Origin of the sequence: Aestuariivita sp. (assembly GCF_049276915.1) — a bacterium.
In the GTDB taxonomy this organism is placed as follows: Bacteria; Pseudomonadota; Alphaproteobacteria; order Rhodobacterales; family Rhodobacteraceae; genus Aestuariivita.
Genome location: NZ_JBASXK010000020.1, coordinates 31650 through 55687, shown reverse-complemented (window position 1 = coordinate 55687; position 24038 = coordinate 31650). Strand labels below are relative to the sequence as shown.

Below are 24038 nucleotides of genomic sequence, written 5' to 3'. Positions count from 1 at the left end.
AAAGCTGGCCCTGGACCTACCGCCGTTTGCGCTCGACCTTGCGTTTGACCTTCGCGGACTTGTGCCGGGCCTTGGCCGACTTGCGCCGCGCCGTGCGGCCCGCCGGGCTGGGCGCGCGGGGCAGGTCCTTGTCATTGATCGACAAAAGTTCCAGTTCCAGCCCGCCTGTGACGGGTGTCGCCTGGGCAAGGCGCACGGTCACGCGCTGACCAATGGCGATCAGCAAGCCGGTATCTGATCCCATCAGCGTCCCCGCGTCCCGGTCGAAATGGAAGTACTCACGCCCCAGGGACCGGATGGGGATCAGCCCGTCGGCCCCGGTTTCATCCAGTTTGACGAAAGCTCCGAACCGGGCAATCCCGCTGATCCGGCCTGTGAATTCATTCCCGACGCGTTCGCTGAGATAGGACGCCAGATAGCGGTCGGTGGTATCGCGTTCGGCCATCATCGAGCGACGCTCGGTGTCTGAAATATGCTGGGCCGTCTGCTCCAGCCGCTCGATCTCGTCCGGAGACAAACCATCCTTGCCCCAGCCATGGGCCGAGATCAGCGCGCGGTGCACGATCAGGTCGGAATAGCGTCGGATGGGTGAGGTGAAATGGGCATAATTCTTCAGAGCCAGCCCGAAATGCCCAAAGTTCTGTGGCGAGTAATAGGCCTGCGTCATTGATCGCAAGGTAGACATGTTGATCAATTCGGCTTCGTCCGTCCCGGCGGCCGCATTCAGCAGCGCATTCAGATGCCGTGTCTGCAGGACCTGCCCCTTGGCCAGCGTATAGCCGGCCGCTCCGGCGGTTTCGCGCAACGCGTCCAGCTTTTCGGGGCTGGGTTCTTCATGCACGCGGAACAGCAAGGGCGATCTTTTGCTTGTCAGCGTTTCAGCGGCAGAGACATTGGCAAGGATCATGAACTCTTCGATCAGCCTGTGCGCATCCAGCCTCTCGCGGAAATTCACCGAGGAAACAGTGCCATCTTCAGCGATCTCGATCCGCCGCTCGGGCAGGTCCAGATCCAGAGGCTGACGCGCATCGCGGGCCTTCTTGAGCGCATGATGGGCTGCGTAAAGCGGCTTCAAAACAGGCTCTAACAGGTCCAAAGTCCGCTCATTTGGCGCGCCGTCCATCGCGGCCTGCACCTCCTGATAGTGCAGCGCCCGGGGCGAGCGCATCAACCCGCGCACAAAGTGATGGTCGATCTTTTCGCCATCCGCGTTGATCCGCATCCGCACGGCGACACAGGCGCGTGGCACGCCCTCGTGCAAGGAACACAGATCACCCGACAACCGATCCGGCAGCATCGGCACAACCCTGTCGGGGAAATAGGTCGAGTTGCCGCGATTGCGCGCTTCGGCATCCAGCGCGGAACCGGTTTTCACATAGGCGGCGACATCGGCAATGGCGACCCAGATCACATGCCCGCCCGGGTTCTTCGGATCATCATCGGCCTGCGCGAAACAGGCATCGTCACGATCGCGCGCGTCCGATGGGTCGATGGTGATCAATGGCAAATCGCGCAGATCTTCGCGCCCTTTCACGCCCAGCGGCTTGGCGGCATCTGCTTCGGCAATCGCGGCCTCGGGAAACTGATCGGGGATGCCATGCTGATGAATGGCGATCAGCGACACGGCCTTTGGTCCGGTCGGATCGCCCAGCCTTGCCACAATGCGCGCACGCGGCAGGCCCATGCGGTCCTTTGGTCCGGCCTGTTCGCCCTCGACCAGTTCGCCGTCTTTTGCGCTGAGTGTATTGGCGGCAGGAACCAGCCATTCGTTCTGTCCGGCCTTGTCGATAGGCACGATACGCCCGCCTTCTGCGGTCTTGCGAAACACACCCAGAATCTTGCGCGGAGACGTCCCGATGCGCCGGATCAGCCGCGCCTCGTAATTGTGGTCTTCCTCTTGCACGACCGTCATGCGCGCCAGGATGCGGTCGCCTTCCTTGAGGGTGGGATCGCTGGCGCGCAGCACCATCAGAATGATTGGCTCGACGCCTTCGCCATGCCACTCCATCGGGCGCGCGAACAGATCACCATTCCCGTCCGGAGCCTTGATCTGCAGGACACTGACCGGTGGCAGGCGATCCGGGTCGCTGTAACTGCGCTTGCGCTTGGCCAGATGCCCCTCGGCTTCCAACTCCTTGAGCAGGCGCTTGAGATCAATGCGGGCAGCACCCTTGATCCCAAAAGCTTTGGATATGTCGCGTTTCGAGGTGAGGGTCGGGTTGGCGGCGATCCAGTCGAGGATCTCGGCCTTCGTGGGAATACGGCTCATGTCACCCGATCTCATACACCCGCATAGCCCGCTGCGCCACACCGATCATCGGGGGAAATGCGATCGCATCAGCTGCTTTCGGGAAGGGCAGGCGTCGGGGCCATCAGATCAGCCGCGCGATCCACATCCCGTAGCCGCGCCACCTGTGCCACATCCCAGCCGGGCAATGTCTGCAATGTATCGCTCAAGGCATGCGCCGTACTCCAACGCACGCCGGCAAACAGTCCCGGCGGTACCGCCCGCGTCCGTTTCAGTCCGATCAGCCAGTATCCGCCATCCTCGGCCGGACCCACCACGGCATCCGCCTGACCCAAGGCGGCAAACGCCTCGGCTACGCGCGCAGCGGTCACATCCGGAATATCCGCCCCGATCACACAAACCGGCCCAGGCGGCATGGAACGCAACATCCGCCCCATCCGATCCCCAAGATCACCCGCCCCTTGCGGAACGCGGGTCAGTTCGCCGGGCCAGAGCCGGCTCTCCAAACCGGCCCGATCCGGAGACACGGCCAGCACGATGGTCCAACGCGGGTCGCGCATCCTGCGGATCAGCGCCAGCGCTGCCCTGCGAAACCACCACGCTGCCGCCACCATGCCGATCTCGCGCCCAAGCCGCGTTTTCACACGCCCGGGCCGTGGTTCCTTGAGCATGATGACAAGCGTGCGCTGTGTCACAAATCCTGCACCATCATCTGATGTGGCACGCCAAGATCGTCATGCTCGGGGCCCAGCGCGACAAAACCCAGGCCCTCATAAAAGCCCATCACGCTGACCTGCGCGCTCAGCGCAGCCGTTTTGACGCCGGGCATATCCCGGGCAATCTCCATCGCAGCGCGGATGATGGCGGCACCCAGCCCGGCACCACGCGCCTCGGGCACAACGCAGACGCGCCCGATCTTGGCCGTGTCCTTGTTGAACACGATGCGGGCTGCACCAACGGGGGTGTCTGCCGCCTTGGCCAGAAGATGCAGGGCAACCGCATCCTCTGCGTCGCGATCTTCGGGAAAGCCCTGCTCATCCATGAAAACGGCCTCGCGCAGCTTGAAGCAAAGCTCGGGCTGATCGGTCACGGAGATGGTCACCTGGGTCATGCAAAGTAATCCCGAAGAATGCGCCCATAGATCGCCTTGAGTTGGTGGATCTGCTCGACCGGAACGCATTCGTCCACCTGGTGCATTGTCTTGCCAACCAGCCCGAATTCCACCACCGGGCAGTGGTTCTTGACAAAGCGCGCGTCCGAGGTGCCCCCGGTGGTCGACAGCACCGGATCGCGCCCGGTTTCGGCCTTCACCGCCGCGGCCACAAGATCCGGAAGCGGACCCGGGGGTGTCAGAAAGCTTTCTCCGGAAATCTTCACGTCCATGTCGATGCGGACATCAAAGGCTTCTGCCACCGCATCTGCCTCGGCGCGCAGCCAGTCAGAGATCCCCGCGCCTGTATGATGATCGTTAAAGCGGATGTTCACGGTTGCGCGCGTCTGCGCCGGGATGACGTTGTTGGCCGGGTTCCCGGTATCAATCGTCACGACGGCCAGCGTCGAGGCATCGAAATGATCCGACCCTTCATCAAGCCGGTGCGAGGCAAGCCGGTCCATCAGCCGCGCGATGGCAGGCATGGGATTCTTTGCGCGGTGCGGATAGGCCGAATGGCCCTGAACACCGGTCACGGTGAAATAGGCCGTCATCGACCCGCGCCGCCCGATCTTCATCATCTCGCCCATCTCGTCGGGGCAGGTCGGCTCGCCCACCAGACACACCGACATGGCCTCGCCTGTGCGCTCCATATGTTCCAGCAAGGCCGTCGTGCCATCGACCGCATCGCCTTCCTCATCGCCCGTGATCGCCAGTATGACGGCACCATCAGGGGGGGTGTCGCGCACGAAATCCACCGCCGCTGCGGCAAAGGCCGCCACGCCCGATTTCATGTCCGTCGCCCCGCGCCCGTACATCACACCGTCCACGATCTGCGCTCCGAAGGGATCCTTGGTCCAGGCCGCCCGATCGCCAACCGGCACCACATCGGTATGTCCGTTGAACCCAAAGCTGCGCGGATGCCCTTTTTCTCCCCAGCGGGCAAAGAGATTGGCGACGCCGCCCCGATCTGCCCTGGCGCAGTCAAACCCGGCCTCGGTCAGCATCTGTTCCAGCACGACCAGCGCCCCGCCTTCTTCTGGCGTCACCGACGGGCAGCGGATCAGGTCGGCGGTCAAAGCGGCGGCATCTGTGTCAGGCATTCAAAAACATCCTTGTTTGGCGGCATATTGAGCGTTTCCCGCCACAGTTGGGGCGAATTCGCACCAAAGCCAACCCCTTCTCAAGACAAATCGATTCACGCAATGGCCGCCTGATGGTAGTTTCCAGCCTACCGACCCGCGAGAAACGCGGGCAAGACGCAGTACAGGCAAATCACCGGGCATGGCTTGGATCGCAATCGCAGATCATTCTGACGCATGTTTTGACGCGCAGGGCCTTGGGCCACATGGCGCGCGCCCGAACGCGCATTTCGAAGCGATACCTGCCCATCTTCTGGTTGCGCAAGGCAGTCTGGTGATCGAAACCGGCGTGTCTCCGCAACGCCGCCCGCAACCTCTTCTGACCTTCAGCCAGAGCATCGCCGGGCCTTTGCAGATCAGCCTGCAGGCCATCCCCGGAGGCGGGTTGACGTTGGTGATCTCGAACGGAGATGATCTTCATCACTGCGCCATCAGCCATGCCGAGACCGGGCGCACCGATCTGCTGCGCATCACCTATAGCTGGGATTCCCCGGCGCGCCGGGGGCTGATCGCCGTTGAACGCTTGGGCACGTCGACGATCGCTATGTTCCCGGTGACGGCACCCCAACCCATCCTGATGCGTGATCTGCGTGCCCTGTGTCTGGGCGATGGTCAGCGCGAGTTTTCGGATGACGTCGTCTTTTTCGCCGCCGCAACCCATATCGAACGCATCGGTCCCGCCCCGACGTTGACACCTGATACGCCTGTTGCCACGCCGCGCGGGTACCGACCTGTCGGAAGCCTGACACGCGGTGACACCGTTATGACCGCTGCAGGCGACGTCGTACCCGTTCTGCACCGTATTGACCGTGAGGTGCCTGCACGGGGGCGCAATCGGCCGATCCGCCTGCGCGCTCCGTTCTTCGGCCTCAAGCAGGACATTACCGTTGCGCCGGATCAGCGCATCGTGATCCGTGGCTCGGAAGTCGAATACCTGTTTGGTCAGGAGGCGGTTCTTGTGCCTGCCTGCCATCTTGCCGGAGCATCGGCGGCCGCTCCCGTCCCTCTGATGGGCACGATCCGCTATTCTCAGGTTTTGTTGCCCGATCACGAGGCGCTTGATGCGGCCGGTACAGCCGCAGAAAGCCTCTATATCGGGCGCATCCGTCGCAAACCGCGGCTTCTGGCCGAGAGCCAGCTGCGCGATCTGGATCATGCCTTCCTGCCGGACCACGGAAAATCGCTCTATCCGGTTTTGCGTCCTTACGATGCGCAGGTGCTTGCGGATTACCGCGCGGCCTGATCGTCCTCGTCGAAAAATGGGGTCATCTGCGCGACGATGACGGCGTTTTCCTCGAGCGCACGCGCCATGAGCGCCCGCTCTTCCTCATCGATCTCATGGCCCTGCTCAAGCCGCTCATCCAGTGTGCCGTACCCGGTCACATCCAACGGTGCGGTATCTGCCTGCTTGAGAATAGCCACTGTCTCGCGGACGGCCTCGCCCTCATCGACGCCCGAGGCATAGACCACAAGGGCCGCGCCGGTCGCCTTCTTGGGCAAGCCATCGCCCTCCTTACGGCCGATTTCGACCAGAAGAGTATAGACCTGCTGGCGGCTGACTTTATGTGGTTTGTCGCTCATGCATCGCGCTATACCGCAGCCGCCAGTCAGGGAACAGAGTGATTCACGAGGTCGTTGCGGCCTTCAGGGCTGTGTCCATCAGTGCCTTGATGTCCGACTTGCTGGTGCCGGCGACAATCCGTCCAAGCTCCTGCTCGCCCTTCAGCACGATCAGGGTCGAACGGCGCGGGATGTTGCGGCTGGTGGCGACTGGAGCATTTCCGAACTTGTCATAATCCACCCGCACAAAGACGATGTTGGCGTCATATTCCGGATTCGCGCTGCGCAGCGCTTCCATCGCCCGGTCCTGTGCCGCGCAGGTCGAGCACCAGTCGGTGGTGAAATCCACAAAGACGGTTTTTCCCTCTGCGAGGGCCGTGGCAATCGGATCGCTGTCGTCAAATGCCACGGTTTTCAAACCGCCCGCAAGGGCGATACCGGGCAAGGCCACGCAGGCACCCAGTGCCGAAAGAACAAATGCGCGTCGTTTCATGTCAGTCTCCTTGTTGTCAGAAAGATACGGAAAGATCAGTCAGCCAGTGCGGCAGGTTTTGGAGCGCCCAGCGGTCAAAGGCATGGTGCAGCTTGAACAGGATCATCAGGCCCACGGCCACGAAGACCACCCCGAGTATGGTTTTTGAGCGAACCGCCAGACCCCGCAGCGCCTGAGCGCGCGAGCGCAGGACTTCCTGCCCGCCGATGCCGATCCCGATGATCAGGGTCGACACTCCAAGGGCGAACCCGACCATGATCAGAAAGGCCCAGAACAGGCTTTCGCCCTGACTGGCCAGGGCAATGGCCCCGCCCAGCGTCGGGCCAATGCAGGGCGACCAGACCGCGCCCAACAGCAACCCGCCCAGAAACTGCCCGTTCAGCCCGCTGGCGCTGCTGTGATGAAGCGAGTTGTCGGCGCGGGCCGACACACCGGCCAGGGCGGTTTCGAACCGGGCCGACAGGCGGGGCATCAAAAGCACCGCACCGAACAGCAGCATCGCCATGGCCCCGGCATCCGCCAACCGCTCTTCGGTCAATCCGATCGAACGGCCGATGGTCGTGACCAGCATGCCAAAAGTGACCAAAGACACGCTCATCCCCGCCGCCAGCGCCAGAGGACCGCGCCGGTCCGCGTTCAGAGCGGTTGCCAGAACGATGGGAAGGACGGGCAGGACACAAGGATTGATCAGCGTCAGAAGTCCGGCGATATATGCAAACAGCAATTCCATGCAACGCGTATATCCGCCGACTTAAAACGGCAGAACAAACAATGTTCTGCCGTTTTGTCACGTTCGCGTTACGCTCTGTAACGCGCGCAGTTTCAGTCGCGCAAAAGCTCGTTGATGCCGGTCTTCGAGCGTGTCCGCTCATCGACGCGCTTCACGATCACGGCGCAATAGAGATTGACGTTGTTCTTGGAGGGCATCGACCCCGCGACCACCACCGAATAGGGCGGCACTTCGCCATACATGACTTCGCCGGTCTCGCGGTCCACGATCTTGGTGGACTGGCCGATGAACACGCCCATGCCCAGAACCGAGCCTTCGCGCACGATGCAGCCTTCAACCACTTCCGAACGGGCACCGATAAAGCAATTGTCCTCGATGATCGTCGGGCCTGCCTGCATCGGCTCCAGAACGCCGCCGATGCCGACACCGCCCGACAGATGGACGTTCTTGCCGATCTGCGCGCAGGATCCAACGGTGGCCCAAGTATCAACCATCGTGCCTTCGTCGACATAGGCACCGAGGTTCACGAAAGACGGCATCAGCACCACACCGGGTGCGATGAACGCCGATTTACGCACCACACAGTTCGGCACGGCACGGAACCCGGCGGATTTCCACTGGGTGTCGCCCCAGCCCTTGAACTTGCTGTCGACCTTGTCCCACCAGCCGCCGGACTGCGGTCCGCCTTCGTGCTGCTCCATATTCTTGATGCGGAAGCCAAGCAGGACCGCCTTCTTGGCCCATTGGTTCACGTGCCAGTTGCCGTCGTCCTGCTTTTCAGCGACCCGCAGGCTGCCTCCGTCCAACGCGTTGAGCGTGTCTTCGATGGCTTCGCGTGCCTCGCCCGTGGTCGCGGGCGTAATGGTATCGCGCGCCTCCCAGGCGGCTTCGATTGCGGCTTCAAGCTGAGCGTTGGACACTTGCGCATTCCCCTTGGTCATCTGATCCCGGCCCCTATACCGGCGGGGGCAGCTCGTGGCAATGGACTCTGTGTGTCTCAGCTCAGCGGATCAGGTGCCGGATTGGCACCACAGACCAGAACCGCAACCCGCTCACCGGGTTCTGGCACATAGGCCCCGCTCATCACGGCCGACAAAGCGGTAGCCCCGGCCGGTTCCACCAACTGACGCAGCTGGCGCCACAAGAGACTTTGGGCGGCCGCGATGGCCTCGTCCGGCACCAGCACCGATTGCGCACCGGTCTCCCGGGCCAGATCAAAGCAGATCTGCCCGATCCGCTTTGCGCCCAGAGCATTCGCCGCGATGCCAGCCACCTCGACATCCACCGGCGCGCCGGCCTCCAGTGCCGCATGCAGGGCGCAGGAGGTCACCGGCTCGACGGCGATGATCTTGCGCCGCCCGGCCCACCAGCCCATTGCACCGGCAACCAGACCGCCGCCGCCGACGGCGATGATGACGGTGTCGGCCTCCAGTCCCTGCGCGTCCCATTCGGCGGCGACGCTGCCTTGCCCGGCCACGGTGCCAATGGAGTCATAGGCATGGATCTGCATCGCCCCCGATTGCGCCTCGAACGCTTGCGCGGCCTCGAGCGCATTGGCATAGGCTCCGGGCACCACGTGCAGATCAGCCCCGGTTTCCCGGATCAGGTTGATCTTGGTCGGTCCGGCTATTTCCGGTACGAAGATTGTCGCCCGATGCCCAAGCCGGCCCGCCGCAAAGGCCACGGCCGCGCCGTGATTGCCGCCCGATGCGGCCACCACGCCCGCCCGGGGCACGTGCGAAGACAGCAGGGTGTTGAACGCGCCGCGGGGTTTGAAACTACCGGTATGCTGCATCTGCTCAAACTTGAGATCCGATGGCTGCGCCAGCCCCAGATCACAGCCCATCAGAACCGGCGTGCGCCGCACATGGGGCGCGATGCGTGACCATGCTGCCTCGATTTCTGCCGTCCAGTTCATTACCTGCATCCTTCGCCGTAGCTCTTTTCCCGGCGAACCTATAGGGATTGGACAAGCTCTCACAAGGACAAGACCGATATGACAGAACGCCGCCACAGTCGTTTCCGCGATGCGCGTGAAGATAGCGTTGCGACCAAAGACCTTCCCAGCACACGGCAGACGGAATCGTCGGCCTACAGGCTTGCCTTTGCGGATGAAGAGTTTTTGTATCGCCCGGAATTGCGCCCGGTGCGTCTGCAACTGGAGCTGCAGAAAACAGAACTCCTGCTGGAAGAACGCGGCATCGAAAGCACGATCGTGCTGTTTGGGGGAGCGCGTATTCCCTCACCGGCCAACAAGGACAGCGCACGCACCAAAACGCTGGCAGAGCTGTCGGAGTATTACGACGAAGCGCGCGAGTTTGCCCGCCTGATGACCGAAAAGTCGATTGCAACCGGATGCCGCGAATACGTCATTGCCACCGGAGGCGGCCCCGGTGTGATGGAGGCAGGCAATCGCGGTGCGGCCGACGCCGGCGGTATTTCGATCGGGCTGAGCATCGTTCTGCCGCATGAGCAGATGCCCAATGCCTATGTCACCCCTGAGCTGAGTTTCAATTTCCACTATTTCGCCATCCGCAAGATGCATTTCCTGATGCGTGCGCGGGCGATCTGCGTGTTTCCGGGCGGATTCGGAACGCTGGATGAGATGTTTGAAAGCCTGACTCTGATCCAGACAGGACGGATGGAACGAATCCCGTTCCTGCTGTTTGGCCGGGCGTTCTGGGAGAAGATCATCAACTGGACCGCTCTGGCCGAGGCCGGCACGATTTCTGCCGAGGACCTCGATCTGTTCCGCTTTGTGGATACAGCCGCCGAAGCCGTGGATCTCATTGACAATTGGGAACCCGCGCCGCCGCGCAAGTCGATACCGGGGCGTTGACGTGCCCTGGATGCCGACCCCCAAGGGCCGCAGTCATCCAGAGCACGTTCTGTACTGGGTCATGCGAAGCTTGAAGGAAGAATCCCCAGCGTGACGCCTTGCGGCAGTTTGGTGACGATCTGGCGGTCGCCATGATCCCGGATACCATATCCGTAGCCGCGCATGCGGAATTGCCATTCGCGCTTTGATAGCGCCTTGCGCCGTTCATCAGCGAGAAAATCGACTACGGAGGTTTCCAATACTTGGCTGCTTGTTTCTGCGTTCAACATTTTATGCTCTCAATCCAGTGCGGTTGTTTATGGATTGGAAACTGATTGTTGATCGCGGCACCAATGGTTCCACAAAGGGGAATTTTCGGGGCGACTGTTCCGAATTGGGACACAATTCGGGCCGGGTCTGATGGCGCACCAAAAGAGGGGTATTTCAGACCAGAAAGATGCAGGCGATCACGACGAGAGGCCGGCCTCGGCTGCAATCTCCTTGCGGGATTTGCGCGCGCGTTCGGTCGCGGATTTCAGCTGACCGCAGGCGGCCAGAATATCCTCGCCGCGCGGTGTGCGAATCGGCGAGGCGTAGCCTGCCTTGTAGATGATATCGGCAAAGGCGCGGATCCGGTTGTTGGACGAGCGTTTATAGGGCGCGCCGGGCCATTCGTTGAACGGGATGAGGTTCACCTTGGCAGGGATGCCTTCGATCAGGCGGACAAGGCGGCGGGCGTCCTCATCGCTGTCATTCACACCGTCGAGCATCACATATTCAAAGGTGATGCGTTCCGAATTGCTGACCCGCGGGTAGTCGCGCAGCGCATCCAGCAGGGTGGCGATGTTCCAGCGCTTGTTGATCGGCACCAACCGGTCGCGCACGTCATCGGTGGTGGCATGGAACGAGACGGCCAGCAGACAGCCGATTTCTTCGGCGGTTCGTGCGATTTCCGGCACGACGCCGGATGTGCTGAGCGTGATGCGGCGCCGGGACAGGGATATCCCTTCCGGATCCATGGCGATCTTCATTGCGTCGCGCACATTCTCGAAATTGTAGAGAGGCTCGCCCATGCCCATCAGAACGATGTTGGACAAAAGCCGCGTCTCGTCCTTGGGTGCACCGGGAACAGGCCATTCATCCAGATCGTCGCGCGCCATCATGATCTGGCCCACGATTTCACCGGCGGTAAGGTTGCGCACCAGTTTCTGCGTGCCGGTGTGACAGAACGAGCAGGTCAGCGTGCAGCCCACCTGCGAGGACACGCAAAGCGTGCCGCGTCCCTCTTCTGGGATATAGACCACTTCGACTTCATGGCCGCCGGCGATGCGCACCAGATATTTGCGCGTTCCGTCCGTCGAGACCTGCCGGGACACCACCTCGGGGATTTCGATGACGAATTTTTCGGCCAGTTCCGCGCGATAGGATTTGCTGAGGTTGGTCATGACCTCGAAATCCCGCACGCCCCATTGATAGATCCACTGCCAGATCTGCCCGACCCGCATCTTGGCCTGCCGTTCCGGCGTGCCATGAGCGATCAGAGTGTCGCGCAGCTGATCCCGGGTCAGACCGACAAGGTTCACCGGCCCCTCGGGCAGTTTCCGGGGGATCGTCATGACATCTTGGGTGATCGGTGCCTGCGCGGACATCGGGCGTACTCGTCTTTGGGGTTGATGCGCCTCTATATAGGATGGCCCCTGCGATGCAAAAGGTATTTGGCCAGCGCCGGTACACCGTTCTGCGCCTCTGAACGCCACAGGCAGGCCGCACGGCAACCGGTCGATCCTGAGCGCCTGCGCCGCGCGCGCGTCAGCGCGTCAGCCGCCGCAGCGCGCCTCGGCATCCTCGACCGCGGCGGTGAAGCCCAGCAAGGAGAAGGTGTCGACGGTTTGCGTGCCCCGGCTTGAGCGGGCTGTCAGGGTTGCCTGTGCGCCGCGCTTCATTGCGGTGATGATCTTGGCATCATCTGCAGCCGATGCAGGCCAGGCCCACTCACCCTCGGTGAACAGTTCAAACGAGTTGCTGCCGACCTGCAGGCTGACGGTCGATCCATTCGCGAACGGATAGCCGCCCGTGAAGGTCACCTGTCCTTTTACGTCTTCGCCCGGTCGATAGAAGACAAACAGCAGAATGTCTCCGCGTTGCACCGCCACCACGCGACCATCGCGGGTGTTCACCGTCTCTTTGGGCGCAGACACGCCCCAGCATTCGGTCGGGTCGCTTTCGACGAAAACGCTCCAGTCGGTCTTGGCGGCAACGCGGTTGGTGCTTTCTTCCTGCGCGATGGCACCGGTCGAAACCAGCGCGGCCAAGCTCAGTCCTGCCATCAGGCGCGTGAGTTTAAATCCCAAGTCTACAGCCATGTGTCCAGCCTCCAGCTGTCCGTAACCTCAATCTGTTCTGCCCTGCTCCTGCGGCCTGTTCTGGCCGTCTGCGTTTGATCGGAACCGGGCGCTCTCGACAATTGCCATATTTAGGGAATATTCGCATTAGACGAAAGGGCGATTGGCAGGAAATCGCCAAGAATTGAGGTACATCATGTCCCAGCCTGTTCCAATGGCCGAAATCTGGCGCGGTGATTTGCTGGAAAGCCTGCATACCGGTCATGCCGTGATCTGCGATGACACCGGGCAGATCGTTGATGCCTGGGGCGCGCCGGACACGCTGATTTATCCGCGCAGCTCCAGCAAGATGGTTCAGGCCCTGCCGCTTCTGGAAAGCGGGGCTGCGGATCGCGCGGGGCTGACGACCCAACAGCTGGCGCTGGCCTGTGCATCCCATAGCGGAGCGCGCATTCATACCGATCGCGTTCAGGCATGGCTGGGCAATCTGGGGCTAGACGATGACGCTTTTCGCTGTGGCGCGCATCTGCCTTATGACGAGGCGCGCGCGCATGAGATGATCCGCGCGGATGAAACCCCCTGCCAGTATCACAACAACTGCTCGGGCAAGCATTGCGGGTTTCTGACCTTGGCCAAGGACATGGGTGCAGGCCCCGAATACGTTGACCCCGACCATCCGGTGCAATTGGCCTGCAAGGACGCCTTCGAGCGTGCCACAGGCCAGGACAGCCCCGGTTACGGCATCGACGGATGCTCGGCCCCCAATTTTCAGACAACGGTTCTGGGTCTGGCCCGTGCCATGGCCCGCTTTGCCGCCGCCCCCTCGGGCTCTGCCGAGGCGCGGCTGCGCGAGGCGATGATGCTCCACCCCGAACTGGTGGCGGGCGAGGGGCGCTCCTGCACCCGATTGATGCGCGCCATGGGGGGTGCTGCTGCGATCAAGACCGGGGCCGAAGCGGTGTTCGTCGCCATTCTGCCCCGGCAAAAACTGGGGGTGGCGCTCAAGATCACGGATGGAGCCACCCGCGCCAGCGAATGCGCGATCACCGCTATTTTGGTGCGTCTTGGTGTGCTTGATCGCGCACATGAGGCGGCGCAGGCCTATATGAACGCGCCCATCCTCAATCGACGCCGGCTGACGACCGGCCTCATACGCCCAGCCGCCGGGTTGCTGTCGCCCTGAAGCGCGGCGCGCGCGTCAGGCTACGAACTCATCCCGGCCATAGCCCTGCAGATAGAGCAGGGCGGTCAGATCCCCGTAGTTCACCCGCAGATCGCATTCGGCGGCCACGGATGGTTTGGCATGCAGCGCCACGCCGGCCCCTGCGCGTCCAAGCATGCCCAGATCATTGGCACCGTCACCCACGGCCATCACATCGCCATGGGTAATGCCCAGACGCGCGGTGATCTCTTCCAGCGCCTGCACCTTCGCCGCGCGCCCCAGAATCGGCAGGCCGACCTGTCCTGTCAGCACGCCCTGTTCGACCAGCAGGGCATTGGCCCGGTTTTCATCAAACCCCAGTTCCTGCGCGACATGCCCGGTGAAGGCCGTGAAGCCGCCCGACACCAGCGCGGCATAGCCACCCTGCGCCCGCATCGTGGCCACCAATGCGCGCCCGCCGGGCATCATCTCGATCCGTTCGGCCAGTACCTTGGCAATGACCCCCTCGGGAAGCCCCTTGAGCAAGGCGACCCTTTCGATCAATGCGGCTTCGAAATCCAGCTCTCCGTTCATCGCCCGCGCGGTGATATCCTTGACATGCGCGCCTACCCCGGCCTCGTCAGCCAGTTCGTCAATGCATTCCTGCCGGATCATCGTGCTGTCCATATCGGCCAGCAGCATCTTTTTCCGTCGCCCCGCGGCAGGCTGCACCGCAAGGTCCACGCCCAGCGCCTGAACTTCGGCCCAGACAGTCCAGAGGTTGGCGGGCATCGCAGGCAAAGCGAACTCGGCTGCCTCATCCGGTGCCAGCCACAGGACATCGCCGCCGCCCCAGGCATTGCGCAGGCTATCCACAAGAGCCAGGTCCAGCCTTCCGGTTCCGGGTGTGGTCAGAAGAGTTGCTATGAACATGAGACAGAGTTTCCGATCGGTTACGCAGATGTCGCTTTTGTATCCTGATGCGGCGCTATACCTATCATTTCCCTGTTGCACCAGACCGGGACAGGCCGTATCTGCGGCGGTGGGACACCCTTCCCCAACGAAGGGCGCTTATCTGGAAGGATAGCATCAATGGCTATTGAAACACCCGGCACGCGGCCGGCAAATCCGCGTTTTTCCTCTGGCCCCTGCGCCAAACCCCCTACATTCACGCTCGATGCCTTGTCTGACGCCGCTCTGGGCCGCTCCCACCGCGCCGCCATCGGCAAGGCCAAGCTCAAAGCCGCCATCGAAGAGACGCGCGAGATTCTCGGCGTCCCGGCAGAGTACAAGATCGCCATCGTACCGGCCTCTGACACCGGTGCCTATGAAATGGCGATGTGGAACCTGCTGGGTGCACGCGGCGTCGAAATGCTCGCCTGGGAAAGCTTCGGCTCGGGCTGGGTGACAGACGCGGTCAAACAGCTCAAACTCGACGCCAAGGTCACAACCGCCGAATATGGCGAGATCGTCGATCTGACGGCCGTCGACTGGAACAGCGACGTCTGCTTTACGTGGAACGGCACCACCTCTGGCGTGCGCGTCCCCAATGGCGACGTGATCCCCGCCACCCGCGAAGGTCTCACCCTGTGCGATGCCACCTCGGCGGCCTTTGCCATGGATCTGCCGTGGGACAAGCTGGATGTGACCACCTTCAGCTGGCAAAAAGTGCTGGGCGGAGAAGGGGCACATGGCATGCTCATCCTCAGCCCCCGCGCGGTTGAGCGGCTGGAAAGCTATACGCCGCCCTGGCCCCTGCCCAAGATCTTCCGCCTGACCAAGGGCGGCAAGCTGATCGAAGGCGTGTTTGCCGGGGAAACCATCAACACACCCTCCATGCTTGCGGTCGAGGATTATCTCCACTGCCTCGCCTGGGCCCGCTCGATCGGAGGTCTCACAGGTCTGATCGCGCGTGCGGATGCCAACACGGCCGCCATCGCCGATTTCGTGGCAGCGCATGACTGGATCGACTTCCTGGCCTCTGATCCGGCCACGCGGTCCAACACATCTGTCTGCCTGACATTCAGCGATGCGCGCATCATCGACGGGGCAGCCTTTGCAAAGGCCGTGGCCAAACGCCTGGGCGATGAAAACATCGCATTGGATATCGGCGCCTATCGCGACGCCCCTGCGGGCCTGCGCATATGGTGCGGTGCCACGGTCGAGACTTCGGATATCGCAGCAATGCTGCCCTGGCTCGACTGGGCCTTTCAGGCCGAAATCGCCGCTCAATCCCAGGCCGCATGATGGTGGGCTGATCCCCGCCCGACACCCTGACCGTAGGGTGGGTGCAAACCCACCTTAAGCTGACCCAACTCTCCAGAAGGACCAAACCCATGGCTCCCAAAGTACTCGTCTCCGACGAACTCTCCGAGACAGCCGTTCAGATTTTCCGTGACCGGGGTATCGACGTCGATTTTCAACCCGATCTGGGCAAAGACAAGGACAAGCTTGCCGAAATCATCGGCCAGTACGATGGTCTTGCAATCCGCTCGGCCACCAAGGTGACGGACAAGATCCTGGCCGCGGCACCCAACCTCAAGGTCGTGGGGCGCGCGGGAATCGGCACTGACAATATCGACAAGGACGCGGCCAGCAAGAAAGGCGTGATCGTGATGAACACGCCCTTCGGCAACACGATCACCACGGCGGAACATGCAATCGCGATGATGTTTGCCGTGGCGCGCCAGATCCCCGAAGCCTCGGCATCCACCCATGCGGGCAAATGGGAAAAGTCCAAGTTCATGGGGGTCGAACTGACCAACAAGACCCTTGGTGTGATCGGCGCAGGCAACATCGGCTCGATCGTATGTGACCGCGCGCGCGGTCTGCGCATGAAGGTTCTGGCCTATGATCCGTTCCTGTCGGACGAAAAGGCTGCCAAGATGCAGGTGGAAAAAGTCGAACTCGATGACCTGCTCAAGCGCGCCGATTTCATCACGCTGCATGTGCCGCTCACCGATGCCACGCGCAATGTGCTCAGCCGCGAAAACCTGGAAAAAACCAAGAAGGGCGTGCGCATCATCAACTGCGCGCGCGGCGGGCTGGTGGATGAAGAGGCCCTGGCCGATCTGCTGAAATCCGGCCATGTCGCCGGGGCAGCCTTCGACGTGTTCTCGGTCGAACCGGCTGTCGACAACCCGCTGTTCAACCTGCCCAATGTGGTCTGCACCCCCCATCTGGGCGCGGCCACCACCGAAGCACAGGAAAACGTGGCCCTGCAGGTGGCCGAGCAGATGTCGAACTACCTGCTGACAGGTGCCGTGGAAAACGCGCTGAACATGCCCTCGGTCACCGCCGAAGAAGCCCGCATCATGGGCCCCTGGGTCAAGCTTGCCGGACATCTGGGCAGTTTCATCGGACAGATGACGGACGAGCCGATCAAGGCCATCAACATTCTCTATGACGGGACTGTGTCGGAAATGAACCTTGATGCGCTCAATTGCGCGGTCATCGCAGGCATCATGAAAAAGGCCAATCCGGATGTGAACATGGTGTCAGCCCCCGTCATCGCCAAGGACAAGGGGATCCAGATCTCGACCACGAATCAGGACAAATCCGGCTCGTTTGACGGCTATATCAAGGTCACAGTGGTCACAGCCAAACGCGAACGCTCCATCGCGGGCACGGTGTTTTCGGATGGCAAGCCGCGCTTCATCCAGATCAAGGGCATCAACATCGACGCCGAGATCGGGGCCAACATGCTCTACACCACCAACGAAGATGTCCCCGGCATCATCGGTCTGCTGGGCAATACGATGGGCAAGAACGGCGTCAACATCGCGAACTTTACTCTCGGACGCAATGTCGTGGGCGGCGAAGCCATCGCACTGCTCTATGTCGATGATCCCATCCCCGACACGGTACTGAAAACCCTCGAAGGCACCGGAATGTTCCAACAGGTCAAACCGCTCGCCTTCGACGTTGCCTGATCGCAGAACTCTCCAGCGCCGCCCCTTGCCGGGCGGCGTTTTGCATGGCAGGTCGGGTGCATGACACAGCCCATCTACGCCATCGGCGATATCCACGGTCAGCACGCCATGCTCACCGATGCGCTTGCCCGCATCGAGGCCGACGGCGGAGCGGATGCACGGATCGTGTTTCTGGGCGATTATGTCGATCGCGGCACGGACAGCCGGGCGGTGATCGACACGCTCATCCAGGGTCAGTCCGAAGGCCGCAACTGGACCTGTCTCAAAGGCAATCACGACCGCATGTTCCAGTGGTTCATGGAGGACATCCCCCGCCACGACCCCCATTTGCTCGTCGGCTTTCACTGGTTCCACGACCGCATCGGCGGCATCGCGACCATGGCCTCCTATGGCGTGACCTTTGACGAACGCACCCGCCTCAAGGATATCCACGCACAGGCCCGTGCCGCCGTGCCGCCGGCCCATGTCGCTTTCCTCAACGCCTTGCCGACCCGCTTTGAAACCGACGATCTGGTTTTCGTGCATGCAGGCATACGCCCCGGTATCCCGCTTGCGGATCAAACCGAAGAAGACCTGGTCTGGATCCGCGAACAGTTCCACAACTACAAGCCAGCGCACTCCAAACTGGTGGTGCATGGCCACACCCCGATCGATGCCGCCACCCATTACGGCAACCGCGTCAATCTCGACACCGGAGCCGGCTATGGCGACCCGCTCACAGCGGCCGTTTTCGAGGGTGCCGACTGCTGGCTTGTGACCCCGCAAAGCCGCCAGCCGCTGCTGCCCTGACGCCCTGCTTCTTTCTGGTCCGAAATACCCAAAACCCCAGGCCAGACCTGACGCCTGCCGCCAATTCAGCCCATGCGACGCTGGGTCAGGGCTGACCTTGTCAGCAGCCCGACGCATACTGACGCAGGATTCGAGCGAGGGAGGGCTGAACCCATGAAAGATATCGTTATTCTGGACGGCGCACGTACGGCGATCGGCACGTTCGGCGGTGCATTGTCCAGCGTCGCGCCGATAGACCTGGCGAGCGTGGCCAGCGAAGCGGCCATGGAGCGCTCCGGAGTCGAGCCCGGGCAGATCGGCGCAGTGGTGTTTGGCCATGTGATCAACACCGAGCCACGTGACATGTATCTCTCGCGCGTGGCGGCGATGCAGGCAGGCATACCCAACGGCACACCGGCAATGAACGTCAACCGCCTCTGTGGATCGGGTGCGCAAGCCATTGTTTCCGCGGTGCAATCCCTGATGCTGGGGGATGCGGAATTCGCCCTTGCCGGCGGTGCCGAGGCGATGTCGCGCAGCCCGTTCATCGTGCCTGCCCAACGCTGGGGTCAGAAGATGGGAGACATCAAGACCCTCGACATGATGCTGGGCGCGCTGAACTGCCCCTTCGGCACCGGCCATATGGGCGTCACCGCCGAGAATGTCGCCTCGGAATACCAGATCACCCGGCAGGATCAGGACGCCTTTGCACTGGCCAGCCAGGAGCGTGCCGCAGCCGCGATAGACGCTGGTTATTTCGACAGCCAGATCACCCCGGTGGATGTGATGGTGAGACGCGAGAAAGTGCCCTTTGTCAGGGATGAGCACCCCAAGGCCACCACGGCGCAAGCCCTTGCCGGACTGCGCCCGGTGTTCAAGCAAGACGGCTCGGTGACGGCTGGAAATGCCAGCGGAATCAACGATGGTGCTGCCGCGATCGTTCTGGCCACAGCCGATGCCGCTGCCGCCGCAGGCCTCAAGCCCAAGGCCCGGATTCTCGGCTATGCCCATGCCGGTGTGCGCCCCGAAGTCATGGGCATCGGCCCGATCCCGGCGGTGCGGAACCTGCTGAAAAAGACCGGACTGAGCATCGCGGATTTCGACGTGATCGAATCCAACGAGGCCTTTGCCGCCCAGGCCCTTGCGGTGAACAAGGAACTGGGTCTCGACGCGGCCAGGGTGAACCCGAACGGCGGTGCCATCGCGCTGGGCCACCCGGTCGGTGCGACCGGAGCAATCATCACGATCAAGGCGCTTTACGAGTTGGAGCGGACCGGTGGATCGAAGGGTCTGGTGACCATGTGCATCGGCGGCGGCCAGGGGATCGCGTTGGCCTTCGAGATGCTCTGAGTGTCACGGCGAGGCGTGTGGGCCAGCCCCCACACCCCCGGGATATTTCTGGCAAGCTGAGGGAGTAGCTCTATTCCGGCAATCCGGCTTTTCTGAGGGCCGCGAAATAGCGTTTCCCGCCTTCGGATCCGCCGTAATCGTTATAGGCGCGCCATGATCTGAGCGAGCGGGCCGGTGCCAGCTCAAGATGGCGTGCAAGTGCTGCCTCTGCCTTGGCCTGCTGGCCCAGATTGGCATAGGCTGCGGCCGCTGCGCTATAAAACGTTGCGTATGTTGTTGAGATGTCCATGCCTGTCAGGCAGTATTTCAGCGCCTCTTCATCGCGACCAAGCTGGACACAGGCCGTCGCTGCCCCACCAAGCGAGGCGACGTAGAAGGTGTTCATCTTTCCAAAGCGCACGCTCTTGTCGAAGCAGTCAAAGCCAAGCTCGGTGCGACCCGACCAGAGATAGCCCCATCCGCCAAAAGACAGAACGCGCGCATCGAAAGGTGCACGCCTGAGAATGTCCGAGAGTTTGAGCGACAAGGACGCCGCGTCCTTGTCGTCGAAATAGGCGGCGATGGCGACGTTGAGATCCAGGATGGGGCTTTGTCCGGAGAACCGTTTGGCGGAGTCCATCCAATCGGGCAGGCGAGCGGCAAAGGGGGCGAGCATGTCATGATATCCCACCGTCTTTCCGGCCACGGTGATCATGATCGCCTCGGCATAGGCGGCGATCATATCGGGATTCGCGGCGATGGCGCGGGTTTGAAATTCGACCGCGCGCAGAAAGGCGTCGGGTTCGAAATTGCGCCAGGTCATCATGCCCATCAGAAGACATTGTTCGGCCGTCAGATCAGCGTCGGCACAGGTTTCGATCCGGCGTACCTCGGAATCCATGATGGCACCGACAGTATTGGAGACAACGGTTTCGCCCACGCTGTCCTGCCAGTCGAAACTGTCGGCCAGCGTACCGTCGAGTTTGTCCATCCAGATCGCCTGTCCGTCCGGGGCGATCATCCGGGTTTCCAGCCGAAGCCTGTCCCCCCGAGCACGCAAGACGGCTTGCAAGACATAGGCATCCGGGTTCATCTCGTCCGACACGGCGGTTTGCAGCCAGACGACCGGGCTGAGATAGGTGCCAAAGTCGAAGGTGAGCGCCTCGGCAAGGTCGCGGACTTCGGATCTGGGATCGGAATGGCCCACCGGACGGACCACAAGCCGTGGCAGACCCGAGGCGCGGATCACGGCAGGCGATGACAGGTCGCGTTTCTGCTGTGGCATGCGCACCCAGATGCGGACAGGCCGGGCGATGTTCTTGAGGGACTTTTCGCCGCCATCGTCAAAGGACGGAGCGAGTGTGCCGTCGATGCTCCCATAGACCGGGTCAGAGATCGTGATCCCGCCAGGATCGGCGATAGCTTCCAGGCGCGCGGCGATATTGACACCGTCGCCGAACACATCGGTTTCGGAAAAGGTCACATCACCCAGATGCACCCCGATCCGCAATTTCAACGTGGCGCGATCCGCCACCCTGTCCTGAATGCCCATCGCCGCGTTCACCGCGTCGCTGGCGCTGGCAAAGGCGATCAGCCAGCCATCGCCCATCGTCTTGACGATCTCGCCGGAATTGCCGATCGCGGCCGGTCCCATCACTTCGCTGTGCAGGGCCTGAACGGCGGCCAGGGTTCCTGACTGGTCTTTGCCCATCATGGCGGAATAGCCCACGACGTCTGCGGCGAGGATGGCAGCCAGTCTGCGTTGCATGTCTCGGGCGCTCCGGGTGGGGACAGTTCCGCCGCCATCCTAGGTCGCGGGCGACCCCTTGCCAAGCTGGCTCAGGTTGCGGATCGCCGGTCTGCCCGGCGCTCAAGTTTCGCCGCAAGGTTCAGGCCAACGCCGGGGCGCGACCAGGGGCAGACCGCGATGCAGATGCCGCAGCCATGGGTCTCATTGAAGAACGGAATGCATTTGTCGAAATCGACATACCATTTGAGCTCTCCGCGCACGGTTTTCTTTTCGGGGAACAGGGCCTCGGGCGGGCAGGCATCCTCGCAAATCCGGCAGTTCCGGCAAAAGTCGTCAATGCCGTGATCGCGCGGCGGGGTCGGTGCGAAAGGCGCATCCGTCAGCACCGCCGACAGGCGGAAGGATGCGCCCAGTTCCGGATTTATGATCGAGCCGTGTTTGCCCAGTTCTCCGAATCCGCAGGCCAGCGCCGGAGGGATCATGGTGATCGATCCCGCAAGCGGTCCGGTCACGGCCTGCGCTGCCCAGCCCTGTTCATGCAGCCAGCCGGTGATTCGTTTGGCGGCAGCTCCGGCGCGGGTGTATTGGCGCACCACTTCGAGGCCGGCGGTATGTTCAGGAGCGGTCCGCATGATGTCATAATCATGCTGAACACCCACAACGATGACCCGCGACTGAGGCACGGTCTGACCCTGATAGGCCCAGTCCGGGTTCATCTCGGCCACTCCGATCATCTCGCAATCGCCAGAGGCCACGAACTGGTCAAGCTGTGCAGTCCAGCCGTCGGGATCGCGCTGCACCGGGGTTGGGGCGATCGGGGGCAGGGGGGCTTCGTTGATCTCCATCCGCCGGGCACGGGCCTCGGCGAAGCCGTCAACCTCGTTCGAGCGCATGTAGAAATATTCCTGCATCTTCCCATGCGGGATCGTGCCGGGGTCCGGTGCCCAATAGACCACGTCCGGGCGGCGGAAATCCGGTTCGCCCAGCCCGTTGATCGCATTGCCGGATGTTTGCGGAATGCGCACGGTCTGAAGCCGATCAGGCGTGAAGGGTCTGTATGGGTTGCTCCGTGCCATGGCCGCAGCCTAACACAGCTGCGATTTCAGAAAAGAGTGCTGATCGCCACAACGCCGCTTGCCCCCAGCAGCAAGCCGATCACACCCACCAGTACATAGCGCCAGAAGCGCCGCTTGGGCGGTGTCACATCGACCTGGCTTTGCCGGATCAACGCGGCCTCGACCAGACCGGGCAGGCGCGGGCCAAAGCGGGCCACCACGCGCAGCGTGTTGGTCAGATCGCGGATCACCGCTTTGGGGCCGATAGAGCCCTTTATGTAATCCTCGACCACCGGTTGCGCGACTTCCCAGATGTTCACATGCGGATGCAGAGACCGCGCCACGCCTTCGACAACCACCATGGTGCGTTGCAGCAGGATCAGCTCGGTCCTGGTTTCCATGCCAAAGCGTTCCGTCACCTCGAACAGATAGGCCAGCACGCGCCCCATCGAGATCTGGGTCGCATCCATGCCGAAGATCGGCTCTCCCACGGCGCGCAGGGCGCGGGCGAACTCATCCACATCCCGGTCGGCCGGCACATAGCCCGCTTCGAAATGAACTTCGGCGACCCGTTTGTAATCACGCCGGATAAACCCGTAGAGGATCTCGGCATAGACCCGGCGGGTGTATTCGTCGATATGGCCCATGATCCCGAAATCAAAGGCGATCACATCGCCATTGGGGGCCACCTTGAGGTTGCCCTGATGCATATCGGCGTGAAAATATCCGTCGCGCAGCGCATGGTTCAGAAACAGGCGCAGAACCCGTTCGCCCAGTTCCTTGCGGTCATGGCCTGCCGCATCCAGTGCTGCGTTATCGCCCAGATTGGACCCCTCGGCCCAGGTCATCGTCATCACGCGGCGAGCCGATAGGTTCCACATGATCTTGGGCAGCCGAAAGCCCTGGTCGTTTGCGGTATTGGCCGCAAATTCAGAGGCGGCGGAACTTTCCAGGCGAAGGTCCAGTTCACCCTGCACGACCCCGTCGAAATGGGTGATCACATCCTTGGGCCGCAGGCGGCGCGAGAAGGGCGCGAGAATCTCGATCATGGTTGCCGCGAAATAGAACGCGTCCACATCCTTGCGAAACGCCCGTTCGATACCCGGGCGCAGAACCTTGATGGCCAGGTCCTCGCCGGTCCCGCGCAAGCGTGCCCGGTGGACCTGTGCGATGGAGGCTGCCGCAATCGGTTCGCTGAAATCGTCGAAAATCTCGGCAACGGGCAGGCCCAGCTCTTCCTCGATGGCGGCCTTGGCGCGCGCGATCGAGAAGGGTGGCAGCTTGTCCTGCAGCACGCGCAGTTGCACGGCCATCTCGTCTCCGACCACATCGGGCCGGGTCGACAGGATCTGGCCGAACTTGATATAGGCCGGGCCAAGTGCCGTGATCGCGCGCGTGACCGGCGGCATGTTGGGGTCGCCCTTGTAACCCAGCCACTGGAACGGAAAGCCCAGCAGACGGGCGAGGACGCGAATGGACTTGGGTGCATCAAAGGCATCCAGAACCACGCCCATGGCACCTGTGCGCTCAAGCGTGGCTCCGGTGACGACAAGGCGCCAGATGTTATGGGGTCCGCGCAT

Annotated in this window: 24 protein-coding genes; 7 read left to right on the top strand and 17 right to left on the bottom strand. The window is 62.2% G+C overall.

Features of this window, described 5'->3' with window-relative positions:
- Positions 1 to 16: 16 nt before the first annotated feature.
- From rnr to WAO69_RS01945, 5 genes are all read right to left on the bottom strand, one after another.
- On the bottom strand, positions 17 to 2269 hold the full coding sequence (gene rnr, locus WAO69_RS01965; RefSeq protein ID WP_422176196.1) for a ribonuclease R: 2253 nt from the start codon (positions 2267 to 2269) through the stop codon (positions 17 to 19).
- A gap of 68 nt (positions 2270 to 2337) precedes the next feature.
- Complete coding sequence (locus tag WAO69_RS01960) at positions 2338 to 2919, bottom strand: TIGR04282 family arsenosugar biosynthesis glycosyltransferase (RefSeq protein WP_422176216.1); 582 nt, start codon at positions 2917 to 2919, stop codon at positions 2338 to 2340.
- Between the two features lie 20 nt (positions 2920 to 2939).
- Positions 2940 to 3359, bottom strand: a complete 420-nt coding sequence (locus WAO69_RS01955; protein WP_422176193.1) for a GNAT family N-acetyltransferase — start codon at positions 3357 to 3359, stop codon at positions 2940 to 2942.
- Complete coding sequence (dapE, locus tag WAO69_RS01950) at positions 3356 to 4501, bottom strand: succinyl-diaminopimelate desuccinylase (protein WP_422176191.1); 1146 nt, start codon at positions 4499 to 4501, stop codon at positions 3356 to 3358. The genes WAO69_RS01955 and dapE overlap by 4 nt, the downstream gene beginning before the upstream one ends.
- 172 nt (positions 4502 to 4673) lie before the next feature.
- The gene (locus WAO69_RS01945) at positions 4674 to 4961 is read right to left on the bottom strand and encodes a hypothetical protein (RefSeq protein WP_422176189.1); all 288 of its coding nucleotides are present in this window, start codon (positions 4959 to 4961) and stop codon (positions 4674 to 4676) included.
- A 123-nt stretch (positions 4962 to 5084) separates the two neighbouring features.
- Here WAO69_RS01945 and WAO69_RS01940 point away from each other — a divergent pair, with 123 nt between their 5' ends.
- Positions 5085 to 5783 (top strand): Hint domain-containing protein, encoded by a 699-nt coding sequence (locus tag WAO69_RS01940; protein ID WP_422176214.1) that lies wholly within the window; start codon positions 5085 to 5087, stop codon positions 5781 to 5783.
- Here the strand turns inward: WAO69_RS01940 and WAO69_RS01935 are convergent.
- From WAO69_RS01935 to WAO69_RS01915, 5 genes are all read right to left on the bottom strand, one after another.
- Entirely contained in the window at positions 5768 to 6121 is a 354-nt protein-coding gene (locus WAO69_RS01935; RefSeq protein WP_422176187.1) for a hypothetical protein, read from the bottom strand. The genes WAO69_RS01940 and WAO69_RS01935 overlap by 16 nt on opposite strands.
- Positions 6122 to 6164: 43 nt before the next feature.
- Positions 6165 to 6593: a thioredoxin family protein gene (locus WAO69_RS01930; RefSeq protein ID WP_422176185.1), complete on the bottom strand. Its 429-nt coding sequence runs from the start codon at positions 6591 to 6593 to the stop codon at positions 6165 to 6167.
- Positions 6594 to 6609: 16 nt separating this feature from the next.
- Complete coding sequence (locus WAO69_RS01925) at positions 6610 to 7323, bottom strand: cytochrome c biogenesis CcdA family protein (RefSeq protein WP_422176183.1); 714 nt, start codon at positions 7321 to 7323, stop codon at positions 6610 to 6612.
- A 92-nt stretch (positions 7324 to 7415) separates the two neighbouring features.
- Positions 7416 to 8243, bottom strand: coding sequence for a 2,3,4,5-tetrahydropyridine-2,6-dicarboxylate N-succinyltransferase (gene dapD / locus WAO69_RS01920; RefSeq protein ID WP_422176212.1), 828 nt, complete (start codon positions 8241 to 8243; stop codon positions 7416 to 7418).
- Between the two features lie 77 nt (positions 8244 to 8320).
- Positions 8321 to 9241: a threonine/serine dehydratase gene (locus tag WAO69_RS01915; RefSeq protein ID WP_422176181.1), complete on the bottom strand. Its 921-nt coding sequence runs from the start codon at positions 9239 to 9241 to the stop codon at positions 8321 to 8323.
- Positions 9242 to 9319: 78 nt separating this feature from the next.
- Here WAO69_RS01915 and WAO69_RS01910 point away from each other — a divergent pair, with 78 nt between their 5' ends.
- On the top strand, positions 9320 to 10162 hold the full coding sequence (locus tag WAO69_RS01910; RefSeq protein ID WP_422176179.1) for a TIGR00730 family Rossman fold protein: 843 nt from the start codon (positions 9320 to 9322) through the stop codon (positions 10160 to 10162).
- 59 nt (positions 10163 to 10221) lie between these two features.
- On the opposite strand, the gene WAO69_RS01905 is transcribed toward WAO69_RS01910, so the two are convergent.
- The 3 genes from WAO69_RS01905 to WAO69_RS01895 all read right to left on the bottom strand — a co-directional run bounded on the left by WAO69_RS01905 (position 10222) and on the right by WAO69_RS01895 (position 12504).
- Positions 10222 to 10431 (bottom strand): hypothetical protein, encoded by a 210-nt coding sequence (locus tag WAO69_RS01905; RefSeq protein ID WP_422176177.1) that lies wholly within the window; start codon positions 10429 to 10431, stop codon positions 10222 to 10224.
- Between the two features lie 177 nt (positions 10432 to 10608).
- Positions 10609 to 11790, bottom strand: a complete 1182-nt coding sequence (gene rlmN, locus WAO69_RS01900) for a 23S rRNA (adenine(2503)-C(2))-methyltransferase RlmN (protein ID WP_422176175.1) — start codon at positions 11788 to 11790, stop codon at positions 10609 to 10611.
- 168 nt (positions 11791 to 11958) lie between these two features.
- On the bottom strand, positions 11959 to 12504 hold the full coding sequence (locus WAO69_RS01895; protein ID WP_422176173.1) for an invasion associated locus B family protein: 546 nt from the start codon (positions 12502 to 12504) through the stop codon (positions 11959 to 11961).
- A gap of 175 nt (positions 12505 to 12679) precedes the next feature.
- On the opposite strand from WAO69_RS01895, the gene WAO69_RS01890 reads away from it, so the two are divergent.
- The gene (locus WAO69_RS01890; RefSeq protein ID WP_422176171.1) at positions 12680 to 13666 is read left to right on the top strand and encodes an asparaginase; all 987 of its coding nucleotides are present in this window, start codon (positions 12680 to 12682) and stop codon (positions 13664 to 13666) included.
- 15 nt (positions 13667 to 13681) lie between these two features.
- On the opposite strand, the gene serB is transcribed toward WAO69_RS01890, so the two are convergent.
- Entirely contained in the window at positions 13682 to 14557 is an 876-nt protein-coding gene (serB, locus tag WAO69_RS01885) for a phosphoserine phosphatase SerB (RefSeq protein WP_422176169.1), read from the bottom strand.
- Positions 14558 to 14716: 159 nt separating this feature from the next.
- Here serB and WAO69_RS01880 point away from each other — a divergent pair, with 159 nt between their 5' ends.
- From WAO69_RS01880 to WAO69_RS01865, 4 genes are all read left to right on the top strand, one after another.
- Entirely contained in the window at positions 14717 to 15871 is a 1155-nt protein-coding gene (locus WAO69_RS01880; protein WP_422176167.1) for a phosphoserine transaminase, read from the top strand.
- Positions 15872 to 15960: 89 nt separating this feature from the next.
- Positions 15961 to 17556: a phosphoglycerate dehydrogenase gene (gene serA, locus WAO69_RS01875; RefSeq protein ID WP_422176165.1), complete on the top strand. Its 1596-nt coding sequence runs from the start codon at positions 15961 to 15963 to the stop codon at positions 17554 to 17556.
- 60 nt (positions 17557 to 17616) lie between these two features.
- Positions 17617 to 18345 (top strand): metallophosphoesterase family protein, encoded by a 729-nt coding sequence (locus WAO69_RS01870; RefSeq protein ID WP_422176163.1) that lies wholly within the window; start codon positions 17617 to 17619, stop codon positions 18343 to 18345.
- 153 nt (positions 18346 to 18498) lie between these two features.
- Positions 18499 to 19674, top strand: coding sequence for an acetyl-CoA C-acyltransferase family protein (locus WAO69_RS01865; protein WP_422176161.1), 1176 nt, complete (start codon positions 18499 to 18501; stop codon positions 19672 to 19674).
- A 70-nt stretch (positions 19675 to 19744) separates the two neighbouring features.
- Here the strand turns inward: WAO69_RS01865 and WAO69_RS01860 are convergent, their stop codons facing one another.
- The 3 genes from WAO69_RS01860 to ubiB all read right to left on the bottom strand — a co-directional run bounded on the left by WAO69_RS01860 (position 19745) and on the right by ubiB (position 24038).
- Positions 19745 to 21421 (bottom strand): adenylate/guanylate cyclase domain-containing protein, encoded by a 1677-nt coding sequence (locus WAO69_RS01860; RefSeq protein WP_422176159.1) that lies wholly within the window; start codon positions 21419 to 21421, stop codon positions 19745 to 19747.
- 71 nt (positions 21422 to 21492) lie between these two features.
- The gene (locus WAO69_RS01855; protein WP_422176157.1) at positions 21493 to 22479 is read right to left on the bottom strand and encodes a 4Fe-4S dicluster domain-containing protein; all 987 of its coding nucleotides are present in this window, start codon (positions 22477 to 22479) and stop codon (positions 21493 to 21495) included.
- 26 nt (positions 22480 to 22505) lie between these two features.
- Positions 22506 to 24038, bottom strand: a complete 1533-nt coding sequence (ubiB, locus tag WAO69_RS01850; protein ID WP_422176155.1) for a 2-polyprenylphenol 6-hydroxylase — start codon at positions 24036 to 24038, stop codon at positions 22506 to 22508.

Excerpts from the sequence above, each read along its gene's own strand:
- rnr (WP_422176196.1), bottom strand. The coding sequence starts at position 2,269 with ATGAGCCGTATTCCCACGAAGGCCGAGATCCTCGACTGGATCGCCGCC.
- WAO69_RS01960 (WP_422176216.1), bottom strand. The coding sequence starts at position 2,919 with ATGCTCAAGGAACCACGGCCCGGGCGTGTGAAAACGCGGCTTGGGCGC.
- WAO69_RS01955 (WP_422176193.1), bottom strand. The coding sequence starts at position 3,359 with ATGACCCAGGTGACCATCTCCGTGACCGATCAGCCCGAGCTTTGCTTC.
- dapE (WP_422176191.1), bottom strand. The coding sequence starts at position 4,501 with ATGCCTGACACAGATGCCGCCGCTTTGACCGCCGACCTGATCCGCTGC.
- WAO69_RS01945 (WP_422176189.1), bottom strand. The coding sequence starts at position 4,961 with ATGAAGATCATCTCCGTTCGAGATCACCAACGTCAACCCGCCTCCGGG.
- WAO69_RS01940 (WP_422176214.1), top strand. The coding sequence starts at position 5,085 with ATGTTCCCGGTGACGGCACCCCAACCCATCCTGATGCGTGATCTGCGT.
- WAO69_RS01935 (WP_422176187.1), bottom strand. The coding sequence starts at position 6,121 with ATGAGCGACAAACCACATAAAGTCAGCCGCCAGCAGGTCTATACTCTT.
- WAO69_RS01930 (WP_422176185.1), bottom strand. The coding sequence starts at position 6,593 with ATGAAACGACGCGCATTTGTTCTTTCGGCACTGGGTGCCTGCGTGGCC.
- WAO69_RS01925 (WP_422176183.1), bottom strand. The coding sequence starts at position 7,323 with ATGGAATTGCTGTTTGCATATATCGCCGGACTTCTGACGCTGATCAAT.
- WAO69_RS01915 (WP_422176181.1), bottom strand. The coding sequence starts at position 9,241 with ATGAACTGGACGGCAGAAATCGAGGCAGCATGGTCACGCATCGCGCCC.
- WAO69_RS01910 (WP_422176179.1), top strand. The coding sequence starts at position 9,320 with ATGACAGAACGCCGCCACAGTCGTTTCCGCGATGCGCGTGAAGATAGC.
- WAO69_RS01905 (WP_422176177.1), bottom strand. The coding sequence starts at position 10,431 with ATGTTGAACGCAGAAACAAGCAGCCAAGTATTGGAAACCTCCGTAGTC.
- rlmN (WP_422176175.1), bottom strand. The coding sequence starts at position 11,790 with ATGTCCGCGCAGGCACCGATCACCCAAGATGTCATGACGATCCCCCGG.
- WAO69_RS01895 (WP_422176173.1), bottom strand. The coding sequence starts at position 12,504 with ATGGCTGTAGACTTGGGATTTAAACTCACGCGCCTGATGGCAGGACTG.
- WAO69_RS01890 (WP_422176171.1), top strand. The coding sequence starts at position 12,680 with ATGTCCCAGCCTGTTCCAATGGCCGAAATCTGGCGCGGTGATTTGCTG.
- serB (WP_422176169.1), bottom strand. The coding sequence starts at position 14,557 with ATGTTCATAGCAACTCTTCTGACCACACCCGGAACCGGAAGGCTGGAC.
- WAO69_RS01880 (WP_422176167.1), top strand. The coding sequence starts at position 14,717 with ATGGCTATTGAAACACCCGGCACGCGGCCGGCAAATCCGCGTTTTTCC.
- serA (WP_422176165.1), top strand. The coding sequence starts at position 15,961 with ATGGCTCCCAAAGTACTCGTCTCCGACGAACTCTCCGAGACAGCCGTT.
- WAO69_RS01870 (WP_422176163.1), top strand. The coding sequence starts at position 17,617 with ATGACACAGCCCATCTACGCCATCGGCGATATCCACGGTCAGCACGCC.
- WAO69_RS01865 (WP_422176161.1), top strand. The coding sequence starts at position 18,499 with ATGAAAGATATCGTTATTCTGGACGGCGCACGTACGGCGATCGGCACG.
- WAO69_RS01860 (WP_422176159.1), bottom strand. The coding sequence starts at position 21,421 with ATGCAACGCAGACTGGCTGCCATCCTCGCCGCAGACGTCGTGGGCTAT.
- WAO69_RS01855 (WP_422176157.1), bottom strand. The coding sequence starts at position 22,479 with ATGGCACGGAGCAACCCATACAGACCCTTCACGCCTGATCGGCTTCAG.
- ubiB (WP_422176155.1), bottom strand. The coding sequence starts at position 24,038 with ATGCGCGGACCCCATAACATCTGGCGCCTTGTCGTCACCGGAGCCACG.